This is a genomic window from Streptomyces sp. NPDC052114, assembly GCF_040680155.1.
Taxonomy (GTDB): domain Bacteria; phylum Actinomycetota; class Actinomycetes; order Streptomycetales; family Streptomycetaceae; genus Streptomyces.
On the sequence record NZ_JBFAWC010000003.1, the window covers coordinates 484,853 to 500,413 of the forward strand.

A 15,561-nucleotide genomic window follows, 5' to 3' on the forward strand; every position below is an offset into this window, starting at 1 on the left:
GCCGCATGGTCAATCTGACGCGCATCTACACCAGGACCGGCGACCAGGGGACGACGGCCCTCGGGGACATGAGCCGCACCGCCAAGACCGATCTGCGGATCGCCGCGTACGCCGACGCCAACGAGGCCAACGCGGCCATCGGCTCGGCCATCGCGCTCGGGAACCTCGACGCGGAGGTCGTGAAGGTCCTCGTCCGGGTCCAGAACGACCTCTTCGACGTGGGCGCCGACCTCTCCACACCCGTCGTCGAGAACCCCGAGTACCCGCCGCTGCGCGTCGAGCAGGCCTACGTCGACAAGCTGGAGGCCGACTGCGACCGCTTCCTCGAACAGCTGGAGAAGCTGCGCAGCTTCATCCTGCCGGGCGGCACCCCGGGCGCCGCGCTGCTGCACCAGGCGTGCACGGTGGTGCGCCGGGCCGAGCGCTCGACGTGGGCGGCCTTCGAGGTGCACGGGGAGGTCATGAACCCCCTCACCGCCACCTACCTCAACCGCCTCTCCGACCTCCTGTTCATCCTGGCGAGGGCGGCCAACAAGGAGGTCGGCGACGTGCTGTGGGTGCCGGGCGGCGAGCGCTAGCCGGGCTCGATCCCGACGGCCGTCCAGGCCGCGCGGACGGCCCGGCACTCCGCGCCGTCCGCGCCGTAGCGCTCCCGCGCCGCCCGCAGTGTCAGCCGGGCGAAGCCGGCGAAGCGGGTCTCCTCGCCCGCTTCTCCGCCGGTGAGGGCGTCCCACCAGATGAGGCCCGCCCGCTCCCAGGCGGGACCGCCCAGAGCGACCGCGAGGCGGTAGAAGGCGTGGTTGGGGATGCCGTTGTTGATGTGGATGCCGCCGTTGTCCCGGCCGGTGCGCACATAGCCGTCCATGTGCGCCGGCTGCGGGTCCTTGCCGAGGGTGTCGTCGTCGTACGCCGTGCCCGGCGCCTTCAGGGACCGCATCCCGACGCCCTCCACACGGGGCCCGAGCAGCCCCTCCCCCAGGACCCAGCCGGCCTCCTCCGCCACGGCCTGCCCCAGCGCGTACTGCTTGATCAGCACGCCGAACACGTCGCACAGCGAGGTGCCGAGCGCGCCGTTCTCTCCCTCGTAGGAGAACCTCATGATCTCCGGCAGCCCGCGCCACACCTCGGCGCCGACCACGTCCAGGCACTGTGTGAAGCGCCCGAAGAGTTCGCCGTCGCCGTCCCCCAGGACCAGGACGGCGCCGTTCCACCAGGCGTTGTTGAGGTCCCGGTCGAAGTGGACGACCGCCGCGGTCGCGCGGCCCGCCACCGTCACCTCCGCGCGCCCCAGCACCTCGCGCACGAACCGGGTGGCCGCCACCAGTCCGTCGTACGCCTCGTCGACGGCGGCGTCGCCCGTCGGCGGCCGCCCGGTCCAGCGGACCGCGGGCAGCCCGTCCTGCTCCTTGCCGCCGCCCGCGTCGAAGACGATCTGCTCGACCCGTTCCACGTCCCGCGCGCCGGGCAGCGGCTCGACCGCGCCCTCGCGCAGCACCAGACCGGGCCCGTCGTACGTCAGGGGCGGCGCCGTGCCCTCGGCCATCCGTTCCAGGAGCGGCAGCGCGCCGATGCCGGTGAGCAGCGGGTTGGGGAGCAGGGGCGGGGAGCCGTCGGTGCCCGCCAGGAACGTCGTCCAGACCGCGACCCGGTCCTTCGGCATCCCCGCCATGGCCCCGACCTCCTTGATCGCGGCGACCAGACGCCCGGTCTCGGCCCGCAGCCACTGGTCGCGGTCGGCCGGTGTGAGCCGGCCGTTGGCCAGGAACGGCACGATCTCCAGGGCCTGGTAGCCGCGGTGCACCGCCTCGAAGGACGCGCTGTCGCGGTGGTGGGCGAGCGCGGCGCCGTGGCTGTTCCACGCCTCCCGGGTGAGGCTCGGGACCACCCAGTGGCCGGTGCGGCGGAAGTACGCGACGGCGGCGCTGTCCAGCGTCAGCTCGGCGTAGATCAGCCGGGCGGCCGTCCGTACGCTCGCCCGGGTCCGCAGCCACGCCCCGAGCCCCGCGACGGCGCCGGCCCCCGCGGTCGCGATGAGCGCGGCCAGCAGCGTGCTGTCCATGGACGCATGGTGGGGCAGGCGCGGGCGTTCGGCCAGGGTCCGCGCACGACGTTCCCCGGCTCGGTCAGAGCTTGGTCAGGGAGTCCCGGCGCTCGGCGTCCCCGGACTTCCCGGACTCGTCCGCCGGGGCCTTCTTCGGGAACAGCGTGTAGCTGAGCGCGATGAGGCCGTGGATGCCCGCCGCCCGCCAGGCCGTGTACATCCAGCTCTCCAGGGACGACGTGCGGCTCGGGTCGTCGACGTACCACATGGCGATCAGGAGCAGCCCGCTCGCGACGGCCGCCGCGACGACCGTGCCGAGCCAGACCTTGGCCTCGTGCAGGGCCCGGGGCCGTCCGTAGCGCGGCGGGCGCGGCACCGGAGTGCCCTGGAAGCGGTGGGCGGCGTGGCCGTCGAGCCACTTCACCGTGCGGTGGCCGTGGCCCACGGTGTAGCCGATGTACACCGCGGCGAGGCCGTGCTTCCAGCTCGGGTCGGCGCCGTTCTTCAGGTCGACGGCGGTGACCACCAGGAGCAGGACCTCAAGGAGCGGCTCGCACAGCAGGATGGCGGCGCCCAGCCGCGGCATCCGCAGCAGATAGCGGGTGGCGAGGCCGGCGGCCAGCAGGACCCAGAAGCCCACCTCGCAGATGACGATCAGCGCGACGACCACGGCTCGCTCCTCTGGTTCGCTTTCTCGATCACCCTTCAAGGCTCGCGTCGCACCGGTCCTGAATCGTCGTCGTCAGTGACGAAGTGGGACTGCATCCTTCGATGTAGCCGCGCCCGTGCCACGGCCGCGGTAGGCAGTTCGATGTACTCGCCAAGGGCCGGTTCCTCCCCCAGGACCAGGCAGTCGGCCCGGCGGACCGTGTTGGATGGGGGCATGGCCCTGTCCCTGCCCCGCCCGCACCGCGTCGACGTCTCCATCGCCGCGGTCAGCCTGTTCTGCGGGCTCGTGCTGTGGGCGCTCGGTCTGCACAGCTCGCCGGGCCGCCTGCTGGACGCCACCTGGGCCCTGATCCCGCTGTTCGTCCTCGCCTGTCTGGAGCTGGTGCGCAGGACGGCGCCCCAGGTCGCCCTGGCCTTCGGCACGCTCGCGCTGGTCGCCGACCAGTTCACCGAGGGCAACCTCGCGTCGCTGATGATGTTCACGGACCTCGTGTACGCGGCGGTCGTGTACGGCACCCCGGCCGCCGCCCGCCGCATCCCGGTGACCACGGGCCTGGTGTCGGTCGCGGTCACCATCGGCTTCGTGGCCTGGTTCCAGAAGCCGGAGGCCGTCCTCATCGGCGTCCTCACCGGCGTGGTCTCCTTCGGACCCGCCACCACGGGCGTCCTCGTGCGCAACCACCGCGAGGCCACCGAGGCCGCCAAGCTGCGGGCCGAGCAGACCGCGCTGCTCGCCGAGATGGACCGCGTCCAGGCCGTCGTGGCCGAGCGCGCCCGGATGGCCCGCGAACTGCACGACATGGTGGCCAACCACCTCTCGGCGATCGCCATCCACTCCACGGCCGCGCTCTCCCTGGACAACCCCGAGACCAGCAAGGAGGCGCTCGCCGTCATCCGCGAGAACAGCGTCGAGGGGCTGGCCGAGATGCGCCGCCTCATCGGCATCCTGCGCTCCGACAGCGGCGACCTGGAGCCGACCGCCGCGCCCACCCTCGACGGCCTCGGCGCGCTGATCGCGGGCGCCCGCACCAACGGCCTCGACGTCACGCTGGACGACGCCCGCCCCACGGACGGACCGAAGCTGCCAGCGCCGGTCGAGCTCGCGGCGTACCGCATCGTCCAGGAATCCCTGACGAACGCGCTCAAGCACGCCTCGCCCGGCCTCGTCTCCGTGACCCTGGTCCAGGAGCCGCGCGCCCTGATCATCAGCGTGACCAGTCCCTACGGAGATCCGTCGGGGCCCCGCGCGCCCGGCTCGGGCGCCGGCGTCGTCGGCATGCGCGAGCGCACCGAACTGCTCGGCGGCACCTTCGAGGCGGGCCCCGAGAGCAGCCACGGCGGCAAGGTGTGGAGCGTCTTCGCGACCCTGCCCGTCGACCCCGCAGACGAAGGAGCCAAGGAATGATCCGGGTGCTTGTCGCCGAAGACCAGTCAGCCGTGCGCGCGGGACTCGTGCTGATCCTGCGCAGCGCGTCCGACATCGAGGTGGTCGGCGAGGCGTCGGACGGCGAGCAGGCCGTCGCGCTCGCCCGCGAGCTCCGCCCCGACCTGGTCCTGATGGACATTCAGATGCCGCGCCTGGACGGGGTGTCGGCAACGCGCCAGGTCGTCTCCGAGGGGCTTGCGGACGTCCTCGTCCTGACCACCTTCGACCTCGACGAGTACGTGTTCGGGGCGCTGCGCGCGGGCGCGTCCGGCTTCCTCCTGAAGAACACCGAGGCCAAGGACCTCATCGAGGGCGTGCGCACGGTGGCGCGCGGCGAGGGCCTGATCGCCCCGGCCGTCACCCGCCGCCTGATCGCCGAGTTCGCCGCGCCCGTACAGGCCGTACGCAGGGAGAACGCGCCGGACCCGGCCGTCGTCGACAGCCTGACGCGGCGCGAGCGCGAGGTGCTCTCCTGCATCGGCGAGGGCCTGTCGAACGCGGAGATCGCGGCCCGCCTGACCATGGCGGAGGCGACGGTGAAGACGCACGTGAGCCGGATGCTGGGGAAGCTGGAGCTGCGCAGCCGGGTCCAGGCGGCCGTGCTCGCACAGGAGTTGGGCATCTGAAACGCGGCCGGATCGGGCACCCGAGAAGGCCGGTCCCGGCTCGCGACGGTGTCCGCGAGGGGCGCATGGGGCACCAGAGGAACACAATTCGGCCATTGGTTCAGACCTCTTGACCGCTGGTCCAGACCTTTCTATTCTCACCGCACTGCGGTGAGCACTCCCCCACGTGTCCACGTGCTCACGGGCGGCGCAGGGTCCCACCCCTAACCCCCGGAACTCACCCGAGGAGCACTCCGTGCGCTTCACGAAGAGCAAGGCACGTTCGAGAATCGGATTCAGACACAGAGCGGTGGCGGGAGTCACCACCCTGCTGCTCCCGCTCGCCACGCTGGTCGCCCTCGGCGGCAGCGCGGAAGCGGCCCCCGAAGCGGCCCCGGAGGCCACCGCCACGTACGCCAAGACCCAGGACTGGGGCAACGGCTTCGAGGGCAAGTGGACCATCAAGAACACCGGCACCACCACGCTCAGCTCCTGGAACGTCCAGTGGGACTTCCCCGCCGACACCAAGGTGACCTCGGCGTGGGACGCCACCGTCACCAACTCCGGCACCCGCTGGACCGGCAAGAACCTCGGCTGGAACGGGACGCTCGCCCCCGGCGCCTCGGTCTCCTTCGGCTTCAACGGCACCGGCCCCGGCGCCCCGTCCAAGTGCACCCTGAACGGCGGCAGCTGTGACGGCGGCAGCGTCCCCGGCGACAACCCGCCCTCGGCCCCCGGCACCCCGGTCGCCTCCGAGATCACCAAGACCTCGGTGAAGCTCGACTGGAAGGCCGCCACCGACGACAAGGGCGTCAAGAACTACGACGTGCTGCGCGACGGCGCGAAGGTCGCCACGGTCACCGGCACCACGTACGCCGACTCCGGCCTCACCGCCGGCACCGACTACTCGTACACGGTCCAGGCCCGCGACACCGCCGACCAGACAGGACCCGCCAGCGGCGCCGTCAAGGTCCGCACCGAGGGCGGCACTGACCCGGGTCCCGGCCCCGGCGACAAGGTCAAGCTCGGCTACTTCACGGAGTGGGGCGTCTACCAGCGCAACTACCACGCGAAGAACATCGCGACCTCCGGCTCGGCCGACAAGATCACGCACATCAACTACAGCTTCGGCAACGTCCAGGGCGGCAAGTGCACCATGGGCGACGCCTACGCGGCGACCGACAAGGCCTACACCGCCGACCAGTCCGTCGACGGCGTCGCCGACACCTGGGACCAGCCCCTGCGCGGCAACTTCAACCAGCTGCGCAAGCTCAAGGCCAAGTACCCCAACATCAAGATCCTCTGGTCCTTCGGCGGCTGGACCTGGTCCGGCGGCTTCACCGACGCCATGAAGAACCCGGCGGCCTTCGCGAAGTCCTGTCACGACCTGGTCGAGGACCCGCGCTGGGCCGACGTCTTCGACGGCATCGACCTGGACTGGGAGTACCCCAACGCCTGCGGCCTGTCCTGTGACACCTCGGGCCCGGCCGTCTTCAAGAACATGATGCAGGCGTTCCGCAACGAGTTCGGCGCCAAGAACCTCGTCACGGCCGCCATCACCGCCGACGCCTCCAACGGCGGCAAGATCGACTCCGCCGACTACGGCGGCGCCGCGCAGTACGCCGACTGGTACAACGTCATGACGTACGACTTCTTCGGCGCCTGGGCGGCCAAGGGCCCGACGGCCCCGCACTCCCCGCTCACGTCCTACGCGGGCATCCCGCAGGAGGGCTTCAACTCGGCCGACGCCATCGCCAAGCTGAAGGCCAAGGGCGTGCCCTCGGCCAAGCTCCTGCTCGGCATCGGCTTCTACGGCCGCGGCTGGACCGGCGTCACCCAGAAGGAGCCGGGCGGCACGGCGACCGGCGCGGCGCCCGGTACGTACGAGGCGGGCATCGAGGACTACAAGGTCCTCAAGAACTCCTGCCCGTCCAACGGCACCGTCGCCGGCACGGCCTACGCCCACTGCGGCACCAACTGGTGGTCCTACGACACCCCGGCCACGGTCCGCGCCAAGATGACCTGGGCCAAGAACCAGGGCCTCGGCGGCGCGTTCTTCTGGGAGTTCAGCGGTGACACGGCCAACGGTGAGTTGGTGAGCGCGATCAACGACGGGCTCAAGTAGCCCGTACGCCCCCCCCCCGAACGAAGCCGGGGGAGACAGGATCGCCCCCTGTCTCCCCCGGCTTCTTCATGCCGTACGGCGACTACGCCACGTTCACCCGCTGCCCCGGAGGCGCCGCCTCCAGCCAGGCCAGGAAACCCGTGAGCGCGTCCTCGCTCATCGCCAGTTCGAGGCGGACGCCCCGGTGCAGACAGCCCAGGACGATGGCGTCGGAGAGCAGGGCCAGTTCCTCCTCGCCGTCGGGTGCGCGACGGTCGACGACCTCGATGGCCGAACGCTCGAGAACCCGGCGCGGCCGGGGAGCGTACGAGAAGACACGGAACCACTCGATCCGGTCACCGTTGTAGCGGGCGACTCCGTAGCCCCAGCCCTTGCCGGAGGTGTCGCCCTTCTCCGGGGCGTTCCAGCGCAGGCTGCAGTCGAAGGTCCCCCCGGACCGCTGGATCAGCCGGCGGCGCAGCCCGAAGACGAAGAGTCCCACCAACACCAGCGCGATCACAGCAAGTCCGCACACGAGCAGAGTGAGGATCATCGGCACCGACCTCCTCGCCTCTTCGAAAACGGACCACTACATTGCACCCGCATTGCCTCAGCCGCGACCCGGTCCGGTTTTGTTCCCGGACCTGGCCGCGGCTGAGTCACGTTACGCCGCGCGCTGGGGTCAGCGCGTCGCCACCGCACGCAGTCGGACGTCGGCGCGCCGCTCCGCGGAGGCGTCGGCCTCCGACTTCGCGCGCTCCAGCGCCCGCTCCGCACGCTGGACGTCGATCTCGTCGGACAGCTCCGCGATCTCGGCCAGCAGCGACAGCTTGTCGTCCGCGAAGGAAATGAATCCGCCGTGGACAGCGGCGACGACCGTGCCGCCGTCGCTCGTACGAATGGTCACCGGGCCCGACTCCAGCACACCGAGCAGCGGCTGGTGACCGGGCATGACGCCGATGTCGCCGGACGTAGTACGCGCGACGACCAGGGTGGCCTCACCGGACCAGACACTGCGGTCCGCTGCGACCAGCTCGACATGCAGCTCAGCAGCCAAGGGTGGCTCCTCGGGTCACCACCCGGCGGTTCAGCCGGGTGTTGGGTCAAATTCTAGTGGGCGTACGAAGAGGGGCGGGACACGGCCCCTGCGCGGGGTGCACCCGCCCCTCTCCGATGAGAGCTACTGGGCTCAGGAGACGCCGAGCTCCTTGGCGTTCTTCTTGAGGTCGTCGAGACCACCGCACATGAAGAAGGCCTGCTCCGGGAAGTGGTCGTACTCGCCGTCGCAGATCGCGTTGAAGGCCGCGATCGACTCGTCGAGGGACACGTCCGAACCGTCCACGCCGGTGAACTGCTTGGCGGCGTGGGTGTTCTGGGACAGGAAGCGCTCCACGCGACGGGCACGGGCGACGACGAGCTTGTCCTCTTCGCTGAGCTCGTCGATACCGAGGATCGCGATGATGTCCTGGAGGTCCTTGTACTTCTGCAGGATTCCCTTGACGCGCATGGCGGCGTCGTAGTGGTCCTGCGCGATGTAGCGCGGGTCCAGGATGCGGGACGTGGAGTCCAGCGGGTCCACGGCCGGGTAGATGCCCTTCTCGGAGATCGGACGGGAGAGAACCGTCGTCGCGTCGAGGTGGGCGAAGGTGGTGGCCGGGGCCGGGTCGGTCAGGTCGTCCGCGGGGACGTAGATCGCCTGCATCGAGGTGATCGAGTGACCACGGGTCGAGGTGATGCGCTCCTGGAGGAGACCCATCTCGTCGGCCAGGTTCGGCTGGTAGCCCACCGCGGAGGGCATACGGCCGAGCAGGGTCGAGACCTCGGAACCGGCCTGCGTGAAGCGGAAGATGTTGTCGATGAAGAACAGCACGTCCTGCTTCTGCACATCGCGGAAGTACTCCGCCATGGTCAGACCGGCCAGGGCGACGCGCAGACGCGTGCCCGGCGGCTCGTCCATCTGGCCGAAGACCAGCGCGGTCTTGTCCAGAACGCCGGCTTCCTCCATCTCGACCATGAGGTCGTTGCCCTCACGGGTGCGCTCGCCGACACCGGCGAAGACGGAGACACCGTCGTGCAGCTTGGCCACACGGACGATCATTTCCTGGATCAGCACGGTCTTGCCGACACCGGCACCACCGAACAGACCGATCTTTCCACCCTTGACGTACGGGGTGAGGAGGTCGACGACCTTCAGGCCGGTCTCGAACATCTCGGTCTTGGACTCGAGCTGGTCGAAGGCCGGGGCCTTGCGGTGGATCGTCCAGCGCTCGGAGTCGGCGACCGTGGACGGGTCGTCGTTGAGCACCTCGCCCAGGGTGTTGAAGACGCGGCCCTTGGTCACGTCGCCGACCGGCACCGAGATGCCCGTGCCGGTGTCGGTGACCGGAGCCTGGCGGACCAGGCCGTCGGTGGGCTGCATCGAGATCGCGCGGACCACGCCGTCGCCCAGGTGCTGGGCGACCTCGAGGGTCAGCGTCTTCTTCGCACCCTCGGTCGACGGGTCGTCGACCTCGACGTGCAGCGCGTTGTAGATGTCCGGCATCGCGTCGACGGGGAACTCCACGTCGACGACCGGGCCGATGACCCGGGCGACGCGGCCCGTGGCAACGGCCGTCTCAACAGTGGTCGTCATTACTTGTCACTCCCCGCGGTCGCGTCGGCCAGGGCTGCGGTGCCGCCGACGATCTCGCTGATTTCCTGGGTGATTTCGGCCTGGCGGGCCGCGTTGGCAAGCCGGGAGAGGCTGTTGATCAGATCCCCGGCGTTGTCGGTGGCCGACTTCATCGCGCGGCGCGTGGCGGCGTGCTTGGAAGCAGCCGACTGGAGCATCGCGTTGTAGATACGGCTCTCGACGTAGCGCGGCAGAAGGGCGTCGAGGACGTCCTCCGCCGACGGCTCGAAGTCGTACAGCGGAAGGAGTTCGCCCTTGGCGGGCGCCTCTTCCGCGACCTCTTCGAGGCTGAGCGGCAGCAGCCGGCTGTCGGTGGCCGTCTGCGTCATCATCGAGACGAACTCGGTGTACACGATGTGGAGCTCGTCCACACCGCCCTCCGCCGTCTCCTTCTCGATGGCCTCGATCAGCGGCACCGCGACCTTCTTGGCGTCCGCGTACGTCGGCTCGTCGGTGAAGCCCGACCACGACTCCGCGACCTTGCGCTCGCGGAAGTTGTAGTGGGCCAGACCACGGCGGCCGACGATGTACGTGACGACCTCCTTGCCCTCGGCCTCGAGCTGCTCGGTGAGCTGCTCGGCGGCCTTGATGGCGTTGGAGTTGAAGGCGCCGGCCAGACCGCGGTCGCTCGTGAGGAGCAGGACCGCGGAACGGGTCGGGTTCTCCGCGTCGGTCGTCAGCGGGTGCTTGGTGTTCGAGCCGGTGCCGACCGCCGAGACCGCGCGGGTGAGCTCGGTCGCGTACGGCGTGGAAGCCGTCACCTTGCGCTGCGCCTTGACGACACGCGAGGCGGCGATCATCTCCATCGCCTTGGTGATCTTCTTGGTCGCGGTGACGGATTTGATGCGACGCTTATAGACCCGGAGCTGGGCTCCCATGAGTCAGGTCCCTTCCGTCGTCACTTACCGGCGGCGGCCGGAGCGTCCTCGCCGAGAAGCTTCCCGTCCGAGGTCTCGAACTGCTTCTTGAACTCCGCCACGGCGTCACCGATGGCGGTGATCGTGTCGTCGGACATCTTGCCGCCCTCCTTGATGGAGGTCATGAGGCCCTGCTCCTTGCGGTGCAGGTACTCCAGGAGCTCGCGCTCGAAGCGGCGGATGTCCTTGACCGGCACCTCGTCCATGCGGCCGGTGGTACCGGACCACACGGACACGACCTGGTCCTCGGTCGCCATCGGCTCGTACTGCGCCTGCTTGAGCAGCTCGACCATGCGCTGACCGCGCTCCAGCTGCGCCTTCGACGCGGCGTCCAGGTCGGAACCGAAGGCGGCGAACGCCTCCAGCTCACGGAACTGGGCGAGGTCGACGCGGAGTCGGCCGGACACCTGACGGATCGCCTTGTGCTGCGCGGAACCACCGACTCGGGAGACGGAGATACCGACGTTCAGCGCGGGGCGCTGACCGGCGTTGAACAGGTCCGACTCCAGGAAGCACTGGCCGTCGGTGATGGAGATGACGTTGGTCGGGATGAACGCCGACACGTCGTTCGCCTTCGTCTCGACGATCGGGAGACCGGTCATCGAGCCCTTGCCCATCTCGTCCGAGAGCTTCGCGCAGCGCTCGAGGAGGCGGGAGTGCAGGTAGAAGACGTCACCCGGGTAGGCCTCGCGCCCCGGCGGGCGACGGAGGAGCAGGGACACGGCGCGGTAGGCGTCGGCCTGCTTCGAGAGGTCGTCGAAGACGATGAGGACGTGCTTGCCCTCGTACATCCACTGCTGGCCGATGGCCGAGCCGGTGTACGGCGCGAGGTACTTGAAGCCGGCCGGGTCGGACGCCGGGGCGGCGACGATGGTCGTGTACTCCAGGGCGCCGGCCTCTTCCAGGGCACCGCGCACGGAGGCGATGGTGGAGCCCTTCTGACCGATGGCGACGTAGATGCAGCGGACCTGCTTGTTCACGTCGCCCGAGCGCCAGTTGTCGCGCTGGTTGATGATCGTGTCGACGGCCAGGGCGGTCTTGCCGGTCTGGCGGTCACCAATGATCAGCTGACGCTGACCACGGCCGATCGGGGTCATCGCGTCGACGGCCTTGTAGCCGGTCTCCATCGGCTCGTGCACCGACTTGCGCTGCATGACCGTGGGGGCCTGCAGCTCGAGGGCGCGACGACCGCTGGTCTCGATCTCGCCGAGGCCGTCGATCGGGTTGCCGAGCGGGTCGACGACGCGGCCGAGGTAGCCCTCGCCCACGGCGACCGACAGCACCTCGCCGGTACGGCTGACCGACTGGCCCTCCTCGATGCCGCTGAACTCACCGAGGACGATCGAACCGATCTCGCGCTCTTCCAGGTTCAGCGCGAGACCGAGGGTCCCGTCCTCGAACTTCAGCAGCTCGTTGGCCATGGCCGAGGGCAGGCCCTCGACCTTCGCGATGCCGTCGCCGGCAAGGGTGACCGTACCGACCTCCTCGCGCGAGGCCGCGTCCGGCTTGTACGCCTGGACAAAGTTCTCCAGCGCGTCCCGGATCTCCTCCGGCCGGATCGTGAGCTCCGCCATCTGGGTTCCCTGCTCTCCTTGTTGGGCCCGAAGTTTCTTTGGGGGTCTGGGGGCGACCCCCAGGAATCCTCTGCACGGCCCAACTAGGGCCGTCGGTAATGCTTGTTGAGTTACTGGCCGGCCACGCGGCGGCCGGCTTCCTCGATGCGGTCCGCGATGCTGCCGTTGATGACCTCGTCGCCCACCTTGACCGTGATCCCGCCGAGGACCGTGGGGTCCACGTCGAGGTTCAGGTGCATCGGGCGTCCGTACACCTTGGCAAGGGCGGCGCCGAGACGCTGCTTCTGCTGGTCCGTGAGCGGAACGGCCGAAGTGACGACGGCGACCATGCGGTTGCGACGGTCCGCAGCCAGCTTGGAGAGGGACTCGAGTCCCTCTTCCAGGCTACGGCCACGGGGCACGGTCACAAGACGCTCGATGAGCCGCTCCGTGACGTCCTCGGCGCGACCGCCGAGCAGGCTGCGCAGCAGCTCGCTCTTGGCCTTGCCGGTGGCGGAGCGGTCGACGAGCGCGGCCCGCAGCTCGGTGCTGGAAGAGACGATTCGGCCGAACCGGAAGAGTTCGTCCTCGACGTTGTCCAGCACGCCGGCCTTCTGCGCACCGGTCAGGTCGGCGACATTGGCGAGCACCTCGAGGGCGTCGACCAGGTCACGCGACCGCGACCAGCGCGAGCGCACCATGCCGGCCACCAGGTCGGCGGTCGCGCCGCCCACCTGGTTGCCCAGCAGGCGTCCCGCGAGCTCGGCCTTGGCCTCGCCGGACTGCGCCGGGTCGGTCAGGACCCGACGCAGCGAGACCTCACGGCCGAGCAGCGCGGTGACGGCGGCGAGCTCGTCCGCGAGCTGCTTGGCGTCGACCGAGGTGCTGTCCGTCAGTGCGTCGAGGCGCTCGCGCGCGGCGGCCAGGGCCTCGCGGCTGGCTCCGTGCGCTGTCATCGAGCCGCCTCGGCCTTCTCCTCGAGCTCGTCGAGGAAGCGGTCGATGGTGCGGCTCTGCCGGGCGTGGTCCTCGAGGGACTCACCGACGAGCTTGCCGGCCAGGTCGGTGGCCAGCTGGCCCACGTCCTGACGCAGCGACTGAGCAGCGGCCTTGCGGTCGGCCTCGATCTGCGCGTGGCCGGCGGCGACGATCTCCTCGCGCTGACGCTGGCCCTCGGCCCGCATCTCGGCGATGAGCTGAGCGCCCTGCTCCTGCGCCTCCTGGCGCAGGCGCGCGGCCTCGTGCCGAGCCTCGGCAAGCTGAGCCTTGTACTGCTCGAGCACGCTCTGGGCCTCGGTCTGCGCGGCCTCGGCCTTCTCGATACCGCCCTCGATGGCTTCGCGACGCTCTTCCAGAACCTTGTTGATGTTCGGGAGGAACTTCTTGGCGAAGAAACCGAAGACGATGACGAACGCGATCAGGCCGATGACGAGCTCAGGGATCGGCGGAATCAGAGGGTTTTGGGGCTCCTCCGACGCCAGCTGTACCAGGGAGATCACATCAGTGCCTTCCGTTGAAGTTTCTCGTCAACGAGACCGGGTCAGGAAGGAACCGGGTAAACGAAGCCCATGACCAGACCGATCAGCGCCAGGGCCTCACAGAGCACGAAGCCGAGGATCTGGTTCTGGCGGATGAGGCCGGCGGCCTCGGGCTGACGGGCGAGGGCCTGCGTACCGTTACCGAAGATGACGCCGACGCCGATGCCGGGGCCGATCGCGGCGAGGCCGTAGCCGATCGCGCCGAAGTTGCCCTGGATGTTGACCGCGGCGAGGGTCTCGAGAGCGGACATGCCGTAACTTCCTTCTTTTCACGGGCCGGTGGGGGTTGGCCACCGGATGAATCGGGGGGAGGAACGTGCTCAGTGGTGCTCGGCGAGCGCGCCCTGGATGTAGCTGCAGGACAGCAGGATGAAGACGTAGGCCTGGAGCGCCTGGATGAACAGCTCGAAGATCGTCATCACGATGACCATCACGAACGAGACGCTCGCGTAGGCGATGCCGATGCCGTTCAGCAGGTACCAGCTCGCGATGGTGAAGATCACCAGCAGGACATGCCCCGCGAACATGTTGGCGAAGAGCCGGACCGCGTGGGTGAAGGGCCGGATGATCATGTTCGACAGGAACTCGAAGAACATGACCATCGGGAAGACCGGGCCGAGCGAGCGGTCATAGCCGGTGATGTTCTTGAAGCCGCCGACGAAGCCGTGCCTCTTGAAGGTCAGGCTTACCCAAAGGATGTAGACGATGGCCGCGAGTCCCGCCGGGAAGGCGATGACGGAGGTCACCGGGAACTGGGCGAACGGAACGATCGACCAGATGTTCATGATCCAGATGAAGAAGAACAGCGAGACCATGAGAGGGACGTACTTCTCGCCCTCCTTCTTGCCGAGCGTCTCGTAGACGACCCCACGCCGCACGAAGTCGTAACCGGCCTCGCCGACCATCTGCAGCTTGCCGGGGATCAGCTTCGGCTTGTTGAAAGCCGCCCAGAAGAAGCCGATGACGACGATCGAGCTCAGGAACGCGAGCAGCATTGGCTTGTTGAACTCAATGCCACCGACGGTGAAAATCGGCTCGAAGAGGAAGGAGTGCAGGCCGGGGGTCGGGAAACCGCACCCTTCAAAAATGTGGCAATCGGTCTCGAAGGCGAGCGTCTGGGCGTTACTCACCGCGAGCTCCTTCAACGTGGCGCATGGGTACGGCAACCTCGATGTGTCGGCGCGGTCGATGTCCGCGGAACGGCACTGGACTGGACTTGCGGATTTGGGGGCGGCGGCTGGGCTCCGAGCCGTAAGGCGTCACAGGCACGGCTGCCGCCCGCGCCAGCTCTGCCGCAGTTGTGGCGAGACCATAGCAAATGAGCAGAGGCCTCCTTACGTCGGCCCTACAGGTCACGATTGCGCCCGGGTCGACTCCGGCTCCACATACAGAACCTTGGCCTTCATGTGGGCGCGCAGCTGCGCCCCGATCCACACCAACGTGGCGGCGAGGAGCGTGAACGCGAAGGCCTTGTGGTTGAACGCGGACGTGCCGCGCAGTGCCGTCAGGACGACCATCAGCAACAGAATCTGCACGGTGTAGACCAGCAGGCCCATCATCTGGAACAGATGCGGGAAGGAGCGCGCGCTCCTCTGCAGGATCACCAGGCCTCCGCCCATGAAGAGCAGGACGAGAAGCATGCCGAAGGTGGCGCCGAGCGCACCCTTGCCACCGGCCACGGCGGCACTGACCGCGACTCCCGCCACGCCCGCGGCAGCGGTGGGCAGGGCGCAGTGAAGGAGAGTGCGGGCGTCGTTGGACTGCATGACGGCAGCTCCTCCGGCGAAATTTGGGGACGTTGCATTGCGGTCGTCGAGCGGGACCTGGCCCGGACACGGACGAGGCGCACCTCATCAGGGCGACCGGTCTCGCGTGGGCCGCCTCAATATATCTCGGGTTCTCGTGAACCGTATCACAAACTATTTGATGCAGTCTTTACCCGAAAGTGTGCCGACCGTCACACGAATGGATCAACGGATGACAGCGGATTTTCGGCCTTGTCGATCATGAGGGCGGTTCCCGTCGAACAGAGTGGCCG

The 15,561-nt window shown here is 69.0% G+C and carries 16 protein-coding genes; 4 read left to right on the plus strand and 12 right to left on the minus strand.

What is annotated here, in order from left to right; all coding sequences use genetic code 11:
• The first annotated feature begins 5 nt into the window (after nucleotides 1-5).
• A complete protein-coding gene (locus AB0L89_RS09065) occupies nucleotides 6-578 on the plus strand; it encodes a cob(I)yrinic acid a,c-diamide adenosyltransferase (RefSeq protein ID WP_365136673.1) in 573 nt (190 codons plus the stop codon).
• On the opposite strand, the gene AB0L89_RS09070 is transcribed toward AB0L89_RS09065, so the two are convergent.
• Both AB0L89_RS09070 and AB0L89_RS09075 read right to left on the minus strand, forming a co-directional pair.
• Nucleotides 575-2,059 (minus strand): M4 family metallopeptidase, encoded by a 1,485-nt coding sequence (locus AB0L89_RS09070; protein WP_365136676.1) that lies wholly within the window; start codon nucleotides 2,057-2,059, stop codon nucleotides 575-577. The genes AB0L89_RS09065 and AB0L89_RS09070 overlap by 4 nt on opposite strands.
• Before the next feature lie 64 nt (nucleotides 2,060-2,123).
• Entirely contained in the window at nucleotides 2,124-2,711 is a 588-nt protein-coding gene (locus tag AB0L89_RS09075) for a hypothetical protein (protein ID WP_365136679.1), read from the minus strand.
• Between the two features lie 213 nt (nucleotides 2,712-2,924).
• Here AB0L89_RS09075 and AB0L89_RS09080 point away from each other — a divergent pair, with 213 nt between their 5' ends.
• From AB0L89_RS09080 to AB0L89_RS09090, 3 genes are all read left to right on the plus strand, one after another.
• Complete coding sequence (locus tag AB0L89_RS09080; protein WP_365136682.1) at nucleotides 2,925-4,115, plus strand: histidine kinase; 1,191 nt, start codon at nucleotides 2,925-2,927, stop codon at nucleotides 4,113-4,115.
• Nucleotides 4,112-4,762: a response regulator transcription factor gene (locus AB0L89_RS09085; RefSeq protein ID WP_365136685.1), complete on the plus strand. Its 651-nt coding sequence runs from the start codon at nucleotides 4,112-4,114 to the stop codon at nucleotides 4,760-4,762. Before AB0L89_RS09080 ends, AB0L89_RS09085 begins: the two co-directional genes overlap by 4 nt.
• A gap of 268 nt (nucleotides 4,763-5,030) precedes the next feature.
• Nucleotides 5,031-6,866, plus strand: coding sequence for a glycoside hydrolase family 18 chitinase (locus AB0L89_RS09090; RefSeq protein WP_365137213.1), 1,836 nt, complete (start codon nucleotides 5,031-5,033; stop codon nucleotides 6,864-6,866).
• Between the two features lie 82 nt (nucleotides 6,867-6,948).
• On the opposite strand, the gene AB0L89_RS09095 is transcribed toward AB0L89_RS09090, so the two are convergent.
• The 10 genes from AB0L89_RS09095 to AB0L89_RS09140 all read right to left on the minus strand — a co-directional run bounded on the left by AB0L89_RS09095 (nucleotide 6,949) and on the right by AB0L89_RS09140 (nucleotide 15,289).
• Nucleotides 6,949-7,398 carry a DUF2550 domain-containing protein gene (locus AB0L89_RS09095; protein WP_055696800.1) on the minus strand — a complete coding sequence of 150 codons (450 nt, stop codon included), beginning with the start codon at nucleotides 7,396-7,398 and terminating at the stop codon, nucleotides 6,949-6,951.
• A 129-nt stretch (nucleotides 7,399-7,527) separates the two neighbouring features.
• Complete coding sequence (locus AB0L89_RS09100) at nucleotides 7,528-7,902, minus strand: F0F1 ATP synthase subunit epsilon (RefSeq protein ID WP_055564402.1); 375 nt, start codon at nucleotides 7,900-7,902, stop codon at nucleotides 7,528-7,530.
• Nucleotides 7,903-8,034: 132 nt separating this feature from the next.
• Nucleotides 8,035-9,477: a F0F1 ATP synthase subunit beta gene (atpD, locus tag AB0L89_RS09105; protein ID WP_365136688.1), complete on the minus strand. Its 1,443-nt coding sequence runs from the start codon at nucleotides 9,475-9,477 to the stop codon at nucleotides 8,035-8,037.
• Nucleotides 9,477-10,394 carry a F0F1 ATP synthase subunit gamma gene (locus tag AB0L89_RS09110; RefSeq protein ID WP_365136691.1) on the minus strand — a complete coding sequence of 306 codons (918 nt, stop codon included), beginning with the start codon at nucleotides 10,392-10,394 and terminating at the stop codon, nucleotides 9,477-9,479. Before AB0L89_RS09110 ends, atpD begins: the two co-directional genes overlap by 1 nt.
• A 20-nt stretch (nucleotides 10,395-10,414) precedes the next feature.
• Nucleotides 10,415-12,007 carry a F0F1 ATP synthase subunit alpha gene (gene atpA / locus AB0L89_RS09115; RefSeq protein ID WP_365136694.1) on the minus strand — a complete coding sequence of 531 codons (1,593 nt, stop codon included), beginning with the start codon at nucleotides 12,005-12,007 and terminating at the stop codon, nucleotides 10,415-10,417.
• Nucleotides 12,008-12,117: 110 nt separating this feature from the next.
• On the minus strand, nucleotides 12,118-12,942 hold the full coding sequence (locus AB0L89_RS09120; protein WP_365136697.1) for a F0F1 ATP synthase subunit delta: 825 nt from the start codon (nucleotides 12,940-12,942) through the stop codon (nucleotides 12,118-12,120).
• Nucleotides 12,939-13,484: a F0F1 ATP synthase subunit B gene (locus AB0L89_RS09125; protein WP_362328818.1), complete on the minus strand. Its 546-nt coding sequence runs from the start codon at nucleotides 13,482-13,484 to the stop codon at nucleotides 12,939-12,941. The genes AB0L89_RS09120 and AB0L89_RS09125 overlap by 4 nt, the downstream gene beginning before the upstream one ends.
• 41 nt (nucleotides 13,485-13,525) lie before the next feature.
• On the minus strand, nucleotides 13,526-13,774 hold the full coding sequence (locus AB0L89_RS09130) for an ATP synthase subunit C (protein ID WP_030792134.1): 249 nt from the start codon (nucleotides 13,772-13,774) through the stop codon (nucleotides 13,526-13,528).
• Nucleotides 13,775-13,843: 69 nt separating this feature from the next.
• Complete coding sequence (gene atpB, locus AB0L89_RS09135; RefSeq protein WP_055696805.1) at nucleotides 13,844-14,653, minus strand: F0F1 ATP synthase subunit A; 810 nt, start codon at nucleotides 14,651-14,653, stop codon at nucleotides 13,844-13,846.
• Nucleotides 14,654-14,875: 222 nt separating this feature from the next.
• Nucleotides 14,876-15,289 carry a hypothetical protein gene (locus tag AB0L89_RS09140; RefSeq protein ID WP_365136702.1) on the minus strand — a complete coding sequence of 138 codons (414 nt, stop codon included), beginning with the start codon at nucleotides 15,287-15,289 and terminating at the stop codon, nucleotides 14,876-14,878.
• Between the last annotated feature and the right edge of the window lie 272 nt (nucleotides 15,290-15,561).

Coding starts and splice junctions, on each gene's coding strand:
- AB0L89_RS09130 (WP_030792134.1), bottom strand. CDS start 13,774: ATGTCCGCTCTCGAGACCCTCGCCGCGGTCAACATCCAGGGCAACTTC.
- AB0L89_RS09140 (WP_365136702.1), bottom strand. CDS start 15,289: ATGCAGTCCAACGACGCCCGCACTCTCCTTCACTGCGCCCTGCCCACC.
- AB0L89_RS09110 (WP_365136691.1), bottom strand. CDS start 10,394: ATGGGAGCCCAGCTCCGGGTCTATAAGCGTCGCATCAAATCCGTCACC.
- atpA (WP_365136694.1), bottom strand. CDS start 12,007: ATGGCGGAGCTCACGATCCGGCCGGAGGAGATCCGGGACGCGCTGGAG.
- atpD (WP_365136688.1), bottom strand. CDS start 9,477: ATGACGACCACTGTTGAGACGGCCGTTGCCACGGGCCGCGTCGCCCGG.
- AB0L89_RS09065 (WP_365136673.1), top strand. CDS start 6: ATGGTCAATCTGACGCGCATCTACACCAGGACCGGCGACCAGGGGACG.
- AB0L89_RS09080 (WP_365136682.1), top strand. CDS start 2,925: ATGGCCCTGTCCCTGCCCCGCCCGCACCGCGTCGACGTCTCCATCGCC.
- AB0L89_RS09085 (WP_365136685.1), top strand. CDS start 4,112: ATGATCCGGGTGCTTGTCGCCGAAGACCAGTCAGCCGTGCGCGCGGGA.
- AB0L89_RS09095 (WP_055696800.1), bottom strand. CDS start 7,398: ATGATCCTCACTCTGCTCGTGTGCGGACTTGCTGTGATCGCGCTGGTG.
- AB0L89_RS09070 (WP_365136676.1), bottom strand. CDS start 2,059: ATGGACAGCACGCTGCTGGCCGCGCTCATCGCGACCGCGGGGGCCGGC.
- AB0L89_RS09120 (WP_365136697.1), bottom strand. CDS start 12,942: ATGACAGCGCACGGAGCCAGCCGCGAGGCCCTGGCCGCCGCGCGCGAG.